The organism is Klebsiella sp. SYXHC3, from assembly GCF_057196925.1.
This window is the reverse complement of sequence record NZ_JBXUNG010000001.1, coordinates 383,984-396,024: the sequence shown is the minus strand read 5'-3', so window position 1 is coordinate 396,024 and position 12,041 is coordinate 383,984. Positions and strand designations below refer to the sequence as shown.

General features: G+C 53.6%; 12 protein-coding genes and 1 pseudogene. All 13 read left to right on the top strand.

Features of this window, described 5'->3' with window-relative positions; translation table 11 throughout:
- Position 1 precedes the first annotated feature (1 nt).
- Positions 2 to 709 (top strand): type VI secretion system-associated protein TagF, encoded by a 708-nt coding sequence (gene tagF, locus AC2CGP_RS01970; protein WP_213193416.1) that lies wholly within the window; start codon positions 2 to 4, stop codon positions 707 to 709.
- Positions 710 to 720: 11 nt separating this feature from the next.
- Entirely contained in the window at positions 721 to 1,731 is a 1,011-nt protein-coding gene (tssA, locus tag AC2CGP_RS01965) for a type VI secretion system protein TssA (protein WP_032711670.1), read from the top strand.
- Between the two features lie 75 nt (positions 1,732 to 1,806).
- The gene (tssB, locus tag AC2CGP_RS01960) at positions 1,807 to 2,331 is read left to right on the top strand and encodes a type VI secretion system contractile sheath small subunit (RefSeq protein WP_015366559.1); all 525 of its coding nucleotides are present in this window, start codon (positions 1,807 to 1,809) and stop codon (positions 2,329 to 2,331) included.
- A 3-nt stretch (positions 2,332 to 2,334) separates the two neighbouring features.
- A complete protein-coding gene (tssC, locus tag AC2CGP_RS01955; RefSeq protein ID WP_015705459.1) occupies positions 2,335 to 3,834 on the top strand; it encodes a type VI secretion system contractile sheath large subunit in 1,500 nt (499 codons plus the stop codon).
- A gap of 449 nt (positions 3,835 to 4,283) precedes the next feature.
- The gene (locus AC2CGP_RS01950; protein WP_015366565.1) at positions 4,284 to 4,766 is read left to right on the top strand and encodes an Hcp family type VI secretion system effector; all 483 of its coding nucleotides are present in this window, start codon (positions 4,284 to 4,286) and stop codon (positions 4,764 to 4,766) included.
- A 64-nt stretch (positions 4,767 to 4,830) separates the two neighbouring features.
- Positions 4,831 to 5,672, top strand: a pseudogene (locus AC2CGP_RS01945) (hypothetical protein).
- A 551-nt stretch (positions 5,673 to 6,223) separates the two neighbouring features.
- Positions 6,224 to 6,628: a hypothetical protein gene (locus AC2CGP_RS01940; protein ID WP_020078753.1), complete on the top strand. Its 405-nt coding sequence runs from the start codon at positions 6,224 to 6,226 to the stop codon at positions 6,626 to 6,628.
- 5 nt (positions 6,629 to 6,633) lie between these two features.
- On the top strand, positions 6,634 to 7,032 hold the full coding sequence (locus tag AC2CGP_RS01935; RefSeq protein ID WP_223683732.1) for a hypothetical protein: 399 nt from the start codon (positions 6,634 to 6,636) through the stop codon (positions 7,030 to 7,032).
- A 117-nt stretch (positions 7,033 to 7,149) separates the two neighbouring features.
- Entirely contained in the window at positions 7,150 to 8,877 is a 1,728-nt protein-coding gene (gene tagH / locus AC2CGP_RS01930; RefSeq protein ID WP_020078755.1) for a type VI secretion system-associated FHA domain protein TagH, read from the top strand.
- Positions 8,877 to 9,671, top strand: a complete 795-nt coding sequence (locus AC2CGP_RS01925) for a PP2C family protein-serine/threonine phosphatase (protein WP_213759281.1) — start codon at positions 8,877 to 8,879, stop codon at positions 9,669 to 9,671. The genes tagH and AC2CGP_RS01925 overlap by 1 nt, the downstream gene beginning before the upstream one ends.
- A 21-nt stretch (positions 9,672 to 9,692) precedes the next feature.
- Complete coding sequence (locus AC2CGP_RS01920) at positions 9,693 to 10,676, top strand: hypothetical protein (protein WP_032708086.1); 984 nt, start codon at positions 9,693 to 9,695, stop codon at positions 10,674 to 10,676.
- Positions 10,677 to 10,685: 9 nt separating this feature from the next.
- Positions 10,686 to 11,480 carry a type VI secretion system accessory protein TagJ gene (locus AC2CGP_RS01915; RefSeq protein WP_049053508.1) on the top strand — a complete coding sequence of 265 codons (795 nt, stop codon included), beginning with the start codon at positions 10,686 to 10,688 and terminating at the stop codon, positions 11,478 to 11,480.
- Positions 11,477 to 12,040: a type VI secretion system baseplate subunit TssE gene (gene tssE / locus AC2CGP_RS01910; RefSeq protein ID WP_015705452.1), complete on the top strand. Its 564-nt coding sequence runs from the start codon at positions 11,477 to 11,479 to the stop codon at positions 12,038 to 12,040. The genes AC2CGP_RS01915 and tssE overlap by 4 nt, the downstream gene beginning before the upstream one ends.
- The last annotated feature ends 1 nt before the right edge of the window (position 12,041 follow it).

Genomic DNA, 12,041 nt, shown 5'->3' with positions numbered 1-12,041 from the left:
AATGACTCACGCCCCTGCGATGAGCTGGTACGGGAAACTCCCCAGTACCGGCGATTTTTTACAACGTCGATTTCCGGACATGCTGGTTCGCCAGTGGTCGCAATGGTTTCAGGTGGGGCTGTTGGCCTGGCAACAGGAGCAACAGCGTAGCGGCGAACGCCAGTTCAGCAACGCGCCGGTGTGGAATTTTATCGTCCCGCCGATGTTGAGCGGCCAGATGGTACAGATGGGGTGTCTGATCCCCGGACGCGATCGGGTAGGCCGCCAGTATCCCATCTGCGCGCAAATGGCCTTCAACCCGCTGGAGTGGTCACCTTCAATCTTCACTCAAGCCGGAGAGTGGTATCAGCAGGTGGGCAGAACGCTGCTGCATGCGGTACGTAATGGCTTTTCCGCTGAACAACTTGACCAGGCGCTACTCGCCATTCCGGCGCCAAAGCTGGTAGAGGCGGAAAAGCGTTCGGAAATACTCGACGTGATTGGCTATCAGCAAGATGGGCAAAGCTCCCTTGGTTGGCAGCAGGCGGCGGACTGTTTTGATCCGCAGCGTCAGACCAGTTTTTGGTGGACCAACCGCGCCGATGGTTATCCGCTCTATACCCACGTGCATAGCGGTAATTTGACCGGCCAGCTGTTCACGCTGCTGTTTGATCCCGCCGGGGGCGCGAGACCGGGCCGTCACGGTCTGTATCCGCCGATGTTTGAATAAGCAGGTAGGCCATGAATATTGATGAATTCCTTGCTCCGGTTAGCGCGGAGCAGCCCTGCGGTGAAAACCTCGAATATGACGCCGATTTCCAGGCAATGGAACAAGCGATGCAGGGTAAAGCCGAGCAGCAGTTTGGCGACACCATTATCCCGGCGGAACCCGCTGACTGGACGACGGTAGAAAAGCTGGCGGCTGGGCTACTTAGCCGCACCAAAGATTTGCGCGTCATGCTGGCGCTGACTCAGGCGTGGACAAAACGCCGCGGCCTGAGTGGTTACGCGGATGGCCTGCTGCTGGTGCAACAGGCGCTGTCGCTTTACTGGCAGCCTATCTATCCGCTGCTGGAAGAGTATGGCGAAACTGATCCGTTTTACCGCATCAATGCGCTCGCGGGGCTAAGCGATAAATCAGCACTGACCAGCGCGTTACGCAATGCCGTGCTGTTACGCAGTAATGGCGATGAACTGCTATTGCGCGATGCGCAGGCGCTGCTCGATGGCAGTAAAACCGAATGCGCGGATTATCCCGGCGGCCGTTCGCGATTGATTGATGAACTGGCCCGCGGCGGACAGCCGGGGATAGACGCCATCCTCGCCATTCACCAGCGCTTGCAGACCATCCGCGAAATATTAAGCGATTGTCTGGGTGAAAGCGGCGTGCCGGAAATGGAACAACTGCAGAAGACCGTCGGTATTGTCGCCGGCGCCTGCCAGATCACCGATATTTCGTCCTTTCACGCGTCCCGCGAGGAGAGTGCCGTGAGTGAACATCAAGCGATTCCCGACGCGCTTGCGCCGTCTGCCGTTGACTGGCGCAGCGCGCAAATCAGCAGCCGCGCCGAGGCGCAGCAAATGCTGGAAAAAGTAAAACAGTACTTCGCCCAGCACGAACCGAGTCACCCCGCGCCGCTGATGATTGAACGGGTACAGCGGCTGATTGAGCTGGATTTTATGGACATCATCCGCGATTTAGCGCCGGACGGCGTTCATCAACTGGAAAACATTTTTGGACGTCGCGACTGACGCGTCCGGACATTATGGCGACAGGCATAAGGTCTGGCGCTCAACCTTTACCGCGCATCTTCGATGGAGAACATCATGGCAATAAGTAAAAGTGGGCAGAAATTTATCGCACGCAACCGTGCGCCCCGCGTACAGATCGAGTACGACGTAGAGATTTATGGTGCGGAACGCAAAATCCAGCTTCCGTTTGTAATGGGGGTAATGGCGGATCTGGTGGGTAAACCGGTCGACAACCAACCCGCGGTCGATGAACGTAAGTTCCTCGATATCGACATTGATAACTTCGACGAACGTATGAAAGCGCTGAAACCGCGCGTCGCTTTCCAGGTCGACAATACGCTGACCAACGAAGGCAAACTGAACGTCGACTTAACCTTCGACAGCATGGACGACTTCCTGCCGGATGCCGTGGCCCGCAAAGTGGAGCCGCTGAACAAACTGCTGGAAGCCCGTACCCAGCTTTCGAATCTGCTCACCTATATGGACGGCAAAAACGGCGCGGAAGAGCTTATTGCCAAAATTTTGCAGGATCCGACGCTGCTCAAATCGTTGAGCCAGATGCCGAAACAAGATGACAGTGCGAAAGGTAGCGAGGAGTAATCGATGAGCAACCCGACTCAACAACATGAGCAGCAGTCCAGCCAGGCCTTTAGCCAGGATGAATTCAGCGCGCTGCTGAACAAAGAGTTTCGCCCGAAAACCGACCAGGCGCGTTCCGCCGTTGAGAGCGCGGTAAAAACCCTCGCGCAGCAGGCGCTGGAAAATACCGTCACGTTTTCCAACGACACCTATCGCACCATCCAGAACCTGATTGCCGGTATCGATGAACAGCTGTCGCGCCAGGTGAATCAGATCCTGCATCATGACGAATTCCAGAAACTGGAAAGCGCATGGCGCGGCCTGAGCTACCTGGTCAACAACAGCGAAACCGACGAGATGCTGAAAATCCGCTTTATGAGCATCTCCAAGCAGGAGCTGGGGCGCACTCTGAAACGTTACAAAGGGGTGGGCTGGGACCAGAGCCCGATCTTTAAGAAAATTTATGAACAGGAGTACGGCCAGTTTGGCGGCGAGCCATTCGGCTGCATCGTTGGCGATTACTATTTCGACCATAGTCCGCAGGATGTGGAATTACTGGGCGAAATGGCGCGAATCGGATCGGCTGCGCATTGTCCGTTTATTACCGGTACCGCACCGGAAGTGATGCAGATGGAGTCCTGGCAGGAGCTGGCGAACCCGCGCGACCTCACCAAAATCTTCCAGAATACCGAATACGCCGCCTGGCGTTCGCTGCGCGAGTCGGAAGACGCGCGTTATCTGGGGCTGGTGATGCCGCGCTTCCTGTCGCGCCTGCCTTACGGGATTCGAACCAACCCGGTGGACAGTTTTGATTTTGAAGAGCAGACCGACGGCGCGGATCACAACAATTACGCGTGGGCCAACTCGGCGTATGCGATGGCGGCGAACATTAACCGCTCGTTCAAAGAGTTTGGCTGGTGCACCTCCATTCGCGGCGTGGAATCCGGCGGCGCGGTGGAAAATCTGCCTTGCCACACCTTCCCGAGCGACGATGGCGGCGTGGACATGAAGTGCCCGACCGAGATCGCCATCAGCGATCGCCGCGAAGCGGAGCTGGCGAAAAACGGCTTTATGCCGCTGATCCATCGCAAAAACTCCGACTTTGCCGCCTTTATCGGCGCGCAGTCGTTGCAGAAACCGGCGGAATATCATGATGCCGACGCCACGGCTAACGCCCGTCTGGCTGCGCGTCTGCCGTACTTGTTCGCCTGCTGCCGTTTTGCTCACTACCTGAAGTGCATTGTGCGCGACAAAATCGGCTCCTTCCGCGAGCGCGATGACATGGAACGCTGGCTGAACGACTGGGTGATGAACTATGTCGATGGCGATCCGGCTAACTCGTCGCAGGAGACCAAAGCGCGCAAACCGCTGGCGGCCGCTGAAGTGCAGGTTGCGGAGATCGAAGACAACCCGGGTTACTACACCGCGAAGTTCTTCCTGCGTCCGCACTACCAGCTGGAAGGGCTTACCGTGTCGCTGCGTCTGGTTTCCAAGCTGCCGTCGCTGAAAACCAAGGAAGCGTAATATGATGACGCCGGGAGGCGACTCCCGGCAGGTACAACGCCATGGAACTACACCGACTGCAAAGAAATATGGTTTTGGGAAATTAACTTCCCAGATAATCATCGGTGATCCTAATAAAACCTGGAGTCAGGATAACCCGCATTAATTTCAACTTTGCATTCCTGCTATTTCACAGCATGAGTGTTAAGACCAGCAATGGGCTTAAGCCTGTTGCTCTGAGGCAGAGGTAAAATATGGATGGTTTTATTCAGCCCCATGCTTTTCTGTTTGCCATATATACCCGTCATACTTCAAGTTGCATGTGCGTTGGCTTTCCTCGCTCACCCCAGTCACTTACTGGAGTAAGCTCCTGGGGATTCGCTGTGTCGCCGCCTTCCTGCAACTCGAATTATTTAGGGTATAAGTGCTTTTTCGAAAGCAATAATTTTCATTAACGAAGAGTAGATATTATGGCTATTGATATGTTTCTGAAGGTCGAGGGTGTAACCGGTGAATCAAAAGATTCTAATCACACCGGTTGGACTGATATTACCTCTTTTTCCTGGGGCGCATCCCAGCCGGGTAATATGAGCGTGGGCGGCGGTGGCGGTGCGGGTAAAGTGAATTTCAACGACCTGCACGTAAATGCGCTGATCGACAAATCCACCACCGCGATTCTGAAGCACTGCTCCAGCGGCAAGCACCTGACCAAAGTTGAACTTTCGGTCTGCAAAGCCGGTGGTCAGCAGGTTGAATATGCGCGAATCACCCTCGAAGATGTACTGGTGACTTCTGTGCAGTACACCGGCGCCGATAACGGCGACACCGTTGGCGTAACCTATGCCTTCCAGGCGGCGAAAGTGAAACAGCAGTACTGGGAGCAGACTTCCGCTGGCGGTAAAGGGGCAGAAAGCAGCGCCGGCTGGAATATCAAAGAAAATAAAGAAGCATAATTATATTGCTTTAACCGAACCGGGGGACTCTCTGGTTCGGTTTAATTCACCAGGGACTAAGAAAATGAAGGGACAATCAAACTTATTACCAGGTTACTGTATTGTACAGCAGCCGGGAACATTGGATTTTCAAGCTCGCTTATTATTCAATAATATTAATTGTGAATCCGCCCGTTACTTTATGCAGCTTAATAGTGATACGCAGTGGTTAAAGCCTGGGTAAATAATGGTCATTAATGACCCGAGTAATCAAAATGCATTGCAATTACAGGCTTTAAAACTTGCAAAGTGTAATGTTAATGGTGTTATGGCTGGGTTGAACTCAGATGAAGCGAGTTTTTTGAATCAGCACTTTGGTACTATAGCGGCATTAACTAATGTTATGGATAAATCTCCTGGAATTGTTTCTGATGCTGGTGAAAGGTATTTCACGGAAATAGAGAGAAAATTAAAAGAAATAGAACTGGCTTATCAAAGGCAATATAGAACCCAAGGGGTTTTAATCGGACAGCAATTTTTCATTGAACGATATAGACTTTTCTCAGAGCTAAACATACTATTAAACAAGTTATCCAGGTTAACGCTAAAAATAAAGCCATACAATGATCTAAGACATGCACTTGGTTTATCAAGTAAAGCCATTGTCCATGAATGGAGTACGGTAGGGGTTGGTTCTATTCGTGGTTATTCGACATATGTTAATAATGCTGCAAAAGCTGCTCTAAAATAGCTGTAAAAAAATATAGCCAATTTAGTGCAAGTCTTGCTGGTGGCATTTATGGAGGTAAATATGGAGCATTGGCTGGAGCTGGTGTATGTGTGACCTTCGGCATTGCTACTGGTGGTCTCGGGTTACTCGCATGCTCTATTGCTGGGGCCGCAGCAGGTGGTTATATTGGTGGTTAAATTACTGATGGGGCTACCGAATATATCATGGATAAATTACTGTGAATTTAGAACTATTATTGTTAACTCTTGTTGTAATATTATTTCTCATTGTTGTGGTAATGGATCTACTTAGCTCACGGTTTTTTAAAAAACATGAGAATGATTACAATCATCTTCTTTCTGAATATCGACGAAAAAGATACGACCTTGACCTCGTGACAAATTACGCATCATTTTTTGGTTCATTCGCAAACTATCAAAAAATAATTTGGTTTATTCGTCTTCGTAAAGGCGTAAAAATGAAATTCACCAATGTGCGTTATGTGCAAAGTGAAGCTTATGAATATATACGAAATTTGCCAGATGGCGAGTTTGACTGGATGTTGAAATTACATCGGTATTATATAATTCAGGCATGTGTTTTCACTTTATGGATTGTGATTGGTCTAATTTTTATAAGTTATATTGAATAGTTTTTCTCAATTCGCTTTAGTGTCGGGTTAGTCATTTCCACTTGATGAGTGTTAATTTCACATACTGAAATACAAAGCTTCACATAGTGTGGGTATATGTTTACAGATAAAGCCCTAAGCTATATTATGGATATGATTTACATACTCTTCTTGTTTGTGTTTTTTATCTCTATTATTTTTTCTTTTTTATTTTATCGCCGCCACACGAAGCAAGTGGAAGCAATGTGCCTATTACTCGCGAAAGCGGGAGTGCTTAGTGCTCAGGATTATGAGTTTTGGCAGCGGTTAGGATTCTGGGGGTTTAGTTTTCGCGTGGCAATGGTTTCACGAATTCATAATGGCAAGCCAGTTAAATTGAGTAATGCCAAAATATTGGATGCCAGGGAAGGTCAGCGTTGCATCGCAAACTTCGAACTCGACTGGATTCGTAATTATTATAAATGCGTTACTATAATGGCTATTGAGTTCTTAGTGCTTCTGGTATGGACGCTTATGCGTTAACTAAAATGTCTATTGTTAGTTATCACCTCATCATTTCTTCAGTTTTGTTTGTTGCAGTATTTGTAACGTTGATTATCTATCATGGTTATTATAAAAAACACGATCAGGAGTTAGCTGGCGCTTTCGAATTATTACGGCGGAACGGTTTTCTTGATTACCAGGATTATTATTTATATGAAAAGCTGGGGTTACCCGGTTTCGGTTTTCGAGCATCATTAATGGCCGCAATTCTTAAGGAGAAAAAGATAAAAAGAAAAGGGGGCGGTTGGCTTAAGCCTGGGGCGAGTCAGCTAGTCAGAGAATACTATGACATTTCCTGGCTACAGAATTTTCAGCGCCTGACTTGGTTAATGTTATTTTTATTTGCGGTGATGTTCGTCCTGGCCTTGCTGGGCGATAATTAGTTCACTAAATTTACTTCTCTTTTTTCTAAATGACTCAATAACTCGCCCGCAAACGCCGCCGTTCTTATTTCGAGAGCGGCAGCGTTTGTGCGCCAATCATATCAGCAGGAATAGGCTATGCGATTCACGATTATTTCGACCAAAGCCGGTCATCAGCCCCCACAGGGCAGCTGTGACTTTTACGCGCCGGGCGGTACCATTGGGCGCGGCACGGACAATAACCTGGTGCTGCCGGATGACGACCGCGCCATTTCTCGCCTACAGGCCATCGTTCACGTGGCGGCAGACGGCGAGTGCAAAATTACCAATCGCGGCAACGTGACGCGGGTGGTACTCAACGAGATCCCGCTGGAGCGGGGGCGTCAGGTTGAACTCCAGGATGGCGATATCCTCGCCATTGACGACTATCGCATCGAAGTCAGCGATCTGCTGCAGGATAGCCAACCGATAAGCCGAATGGCGGCGAGCGGTCAGCCGCCTGTCACTACGAAACCGTCGACACCAGCGCCATCCGCAGCGCCCACCGTGGCGGAAGCCGCGCCAACCGCGGTACCGTCAGAAATCTGGGATAGCCTGATGCAGGAATTCTCGATTGCCGACAGCATCTCCAGCAGCCGGGCTAAGCCGCAGGCCGATAATGCGCCGAATCCCTTCGCTGAGCCGAAGCCTGCTGAACGTAATCCGGAAGATCCGCTGGCGATGTTCGCTGATAGTGAACCTCTGTTTGAGCGCCCGCCGGTGGCGACGGACGACCTGTTTGCCGATGACACCCCATTTGATCGCGACAGTATTTTTGCCGACGTTACGCCAACGACGCTGGTGCCGCCAGTTGAAAAACCGGCTCAGCCTGTCGCCGATGAGCCGCAGGCAGAATTGGATCCGCTGGCGCTCTTTGGCGGCGACGCCAGCGCCAAAACCGCGCGTCATGACGATCCGCTGGGGCTAATGGGCGGCGCGCCGCTGACATCGGTAGATGCCTTCAGCAACGAAGAGCCTGCTAAAACGGTTGCCGACGAGCCTGATGCCGCTTTTGATTCGCCATTATTGATGGCCCAGCCGCCGCAGGAGCCGCCCGCTGCAGCGCGTGAAGAAGCGCCGGAAATAACCTTACCGACGCCGCAGGCCGTGGCGCGGCAAGCCGCCCAAACGCCAAAAGGGCGCTTGCGTATCGATCCCGTACGTCATGAACATCAGGCGACCAGCACGCCGCAGCCGGGTAACGGCGAAGTGCTGCAGGGAGAGCTACTGGAAGCCTTACTGGAAGGCATGGGGCTCGGCGATATGCAGCCGGTGCCGCAGTTCGACAAAGAGAATATGCGGCAGCTTGGTCAAATGCTGAGCATGTTCTCGCAGGGAACCGTCGCGCTGCTCTCTTCGCGTTCGATCCTCAAACGCGGCGTCAAAGCCGATATGACCATGGTACTGGACGACGCCAATAACCCGTTCAAGCTGTTGCCTTCCGGGAAAACCGTGCTGATGCAGATGTTCGGCGCGCGGATGCCGGGCTTTATGCCACCGAAAAAATCGGTACGCGATGCGTTGATTGACCTGCAGGCCCATCAGTTAGGGATGATCTCGGGGATCCGCGCCATTATTGCCGCGATGCTGCAGTCCTTTAATCCCGAGCAGCTGGAAGAAGAGGCTAAGCGCGATGGCCATACTTCGCGCCTGGCGCTTCCGGCCAGCCGCAAAGCGGCGTTATGGGACTATTTTGTCCGTACCTACGGCGAAACCGCCGGGGAAATTGAAGACGATTTCCACACCCTGTTTGGCGAAGCGTTCCTCTATGCCTATGACATGGAAGTGAATCAGTACAAAGACTCACAGAGCGGATCGGAAGAATAATGGACATTACCACGGCTTCTCTTTCCCGCCAGGGAACGCGCGCCAGCAATCAGGATCAGACCGGCGAATGCGTGGGTGAGCGCTCCGCCTGCTTTGTGGTCTGCGACGGCATTGCCGGGTTGCCCGGCGGCGAGGTGGCGGCGGAACTGGCGCGCAACGCGATTCTGGATCGGTTTGACGGCGATAATCATCTGAACGCCCAGAACATTCGCCAGTATGTACAGCAGGCCAACGGCGCCATTCTCCAGCAACAGCAGGCGACGCCGGATTATCGGCGAATGGGCACCACGCTGGTGAGCCTGTTTATCGATCGCGATTATAAGCTGGCCTATTGGGCCCACGCCGGTGATAGCCGGTTATACCTGTTTCGCCGCGGCTGGCTGTACCACGTCACCACTGACCACAGTCTGGTCCAACAGATGAAAGATGCCGGACATCAGACCGACGATATTAACAGCAACCTGCTGTACCGGGCGTTAGGCATGGCCAGCGACGGTGCGGAAGCCAGCTATAGCGATGTGGTGCCGGTAGAAGATGGCGATGCCTTTTTGCTCTGTACCGACGGTTTCTGGCACGGCGTCGGCGAAGAGCAGATGAAATCCTCCCTGCAGATGGTCAACACCCCGCAGGAGTGGTTAACCCTGATGAATCAGTATCTTCAGAGAAACAATGACGGCGACCAGGCCTCGCAGGACAACTACAGCGCCGTCGCGGTATGGATGGGCAGTCCGGAAGAGGCGACGCTGCTGCACTCGCTGGCCGACGCCGCGCAATTTTTCCCCCTGCGGGATTGAGACAGGCTAAGAAGGATTTTTATGAAACATTGGATATTGGGTGCGGCACTATTTGCCGCCACCGGCGTCGCGCAGGCGGAAAACTACCGTATCGTGCAATCGCCTTCGCAAAAACTGGATGTCTGGATCGATAACATCAAGGGCAATACCGCGCAGAGCTGGTGCGCTAATGAAGTGGCGCTACGCATCGTCGCCAACGGTAACAAGAACGTTAAGATACTGGATAACTTCCTGCCGCGCGTCGGCGCATTAATGGAGCATCAGTGTTCGCGTTTGCAGCAGCTGAACTGGACGCTGGTTGACGCTAACAATGGGCATATCGCCCAGGGGAGCGCGGCGAAAAACAAAAAATGGGCGGTAAAAGTCGCGCCCGCCGAGACCGCCGCGGCGGCGGAAAAACCCGTCGCGCCAGCCTGGCTGCCGCCGGAAGAGAAGGCGGAAAAACTGTCTCCCGCCGCCGACCGCACGCCGTGGCAGGAGTTCACATTGCAGGGCGGCTGTCGACTGCGCACCTTCTGGCAGGAAAACGCCGCCGCCTTATTCATCCCCGCCGTTGAATCCGGTAGTTGCGAAAAGGGCGGCTGGCTGAGCGGTCGCACCGTCATCACTCAATCCGTTAACGGTAAAGAAAAGCAGAGCACCGTGACCTTCGTACATGGTTTCCCGGTCCTGGGTCTCAATGCCGCCGCTGACCCCAATAAACTTCTGATCACCGCGGTCAATAATCAACGCATGGTAGTCAGCAATGAAAACGCTCAACAAAGCTGGATGATCCTGCCCTATGTCGCCGGGCAAAACGGTTGGCAGATGACCGGCACGCTGGCTATCGAAATGTCCCAGGAACTGGCCAACGATCCGTCGCGTCTACAGGCGCGGATAGAGGCGGCGCGTAGCGTCTGGACGCCGTGGCTGGCGCCGGATATTAAACTCAACGTTGTGCTTATCGATGGCCTGCACCCGCTGCTGCGTAACCCGGCGGCCGGCGCATGGCGCGCGGCAAACTAAGGAGCGACGATGAACACGCTATATCAACAGCTGGCTGGCGAAAGCGTCGGCGCGGCGCTGCAGCGCCTGGAAAGCGAGATCAAAAGCCGTCCCGCCGATGCCGATTTACGTGCGGCGTTCGTCCAGTTTCTATGTCTGAGCGGTAACTGGACGCGCGCGTTGGCGCAGCTAAAAAGCTGGCTGGCGCTGAAGCCGCAGGCCCAGCCAACGGTCACCCTGCTGGAACAGAGCATTCAGGGCGAGCAGCAGCGCGATGCGGTATTTGCCGGCAGCGCCCGCCCGCAGATGCCGGACAGCCAGTGGCCGTGGCTGTCTGTGCTTACCTCCGCGCTTTGTTCCGATTCAGAAACCGCCCAGCGACAGCGGCTGGCCGCCTTTGAACAGGCGCCCCTTAATCCTGGTAATCTCAATCAGACGGATACCCCCGCGGTCGCTTTTCACTGGTTGATGGACGGCGACGCGCGTCTGGGCCCGGTTTGCGAACTTATCGTCAATGGCCGGTATTGCTGGCTGCCGTTCGCCGCTATCGCCGAAATTCGTTTTCAGGCCCCGGCGAGCGTCACCGATCTGGTGTGGCGCCACGCTCTGGTGCGCCTGACCGATGGAAGCGAGCAGGTGTGTCAGATCCCCGCGCGTTACCCTGTCACGCCGCAGGCGGAAACCCGCTTCCAGTTGGGCCGCGCCACCGAGTGGCAGCCGCTGGACGACGAAGGATCGCTCTATCAGGGCCACGGACAGAAAGTGTGGCTTAACGATAGCGATGAATTCCCGATTCTCTCTCTCGACGTGGTGAGTTTTGCATGAACAAACCGGTACGCGACGGTGACGCGCTGCGCAGCGGCTGGCAGGCGCGTAGCAAACAAGAGACCATTGGAGCCCGCGATAAGATGCAGCCGTCGCTGCTCGACCGCCTGACCGATAATCAGCCGCAGAAAAAATCAGAGCCGCTTAACAGCAACCTGATCACCCACAGTACGCTGCGCCGTCACGTGCTGCGCGATCTGCAGTGGCTGTTTAATACCATCAATCATGACGATCCGCAGGCGTTGGCCGCGCTGGCGCACGTGCGCCGTTCGGTGGTTAATTTCGGCGTCGCGCCGCTGGCCGGGAAACGGATGTCGGATATTGAGTGGCAGGATATTCAGCGCAAACTTACCGAGGCGATTATCAGCTTCGAGCCGCGCATTCTGCCGCAGGGGCTGCAGGTCCGCTGTATTTCTGATACCCAGTCACTGGATTTACATAACGTCCTGTCGATTGAAATCAAAGGGCGGCTGTGGTGCGTACCGTATCCATTAGAGTTTCTGTTCCGTACCGATGTGGATCTCGAAAATGGCCACTTTGAATTGAAAGACGCGGGGTAAC

Bases quoted from the DNA above. Each gene is read 5' to 3' on its own strand.
- tagF (WP_213193416.1), top strand. From the start codon at position 2: ATGACTCACGCCCCTGCGATGAGCTGGTACGGGAAACTCCCCAGTACC.
- tssA (WP_032711670.1), top strand. From the start codon at position 721: ATGAATATTGATGAATTCCTTGCTCCGGTTAGCGCGGAGCAGCCCTGC.
- tssB (WP_015366559.1), top strand. From the start codon at position 1,807: ATGGCAATAAGTAAAAGTGGGCAGAAATTTATCGCACGCAACCGTGCG.
- tssC (WP_015705459.1), top strand. From the start codon at position 2,335: ATGAGCAACCCGACTCAACAACATGAGCAGCAGTCCAGCCAGGCCTTT.
- AC2CGP_RS01950 (WP_015366565.1), top strand. From the start codon at position 4,284: ATGGCTATTGATATGTTTCTGAAGGTCGAGGGTGTAACCGGTGAATCA.
- AC2CGP_RS01940 (WP_020078753.1), top strand. From the start codon at position 6,224: ATGTTTACAGATAAAGCCCTAAGCTATATTATGGATATGATTTACATA.
- AC2CGP_RS01935 (WP_223683732.1), top strand. From the start codon at position 6,634: ATGTCTATTGTTAGTTATCACCTCATCATTTCTTCAGTTTTGTTTGTT.
- tagH (WP_020078755.1), top strand. From the start codon at position 7,150: ATGCGATTCACGATTATTTCGACCAAAGCCGGTCATCAGCCCCCACAG.
- AC2CGP_RS01925 (WP_213759281.1), top strand. From the start codon at position 8,877: ATGGACATTACCACGGCTTCTCTTTCCCGCCAGGGAACGCGCGCCAGC.
- AC2CGP_RS01920 (WP_032708086.1), top strand. From the start codon at position 9,693: ATGAAACATTGGATATTGGGTGCGGCACTATTTGCCGCCACCGGCGTC.
- AC2CGP_RS01915 (WP_049053508.1), top strand. From the start codon at position 10,686: ATGAACACGCTATATCAACAGCTGGCTGGCGAAAGCGTCGGCGCGGCG.
- tssE (WP_015705452.1), top strand. From the start codon at position 11,477: ATGAACAAACCGGTACGCGACGGTGACGCGCTGCGCAGCGGCTGGCAG.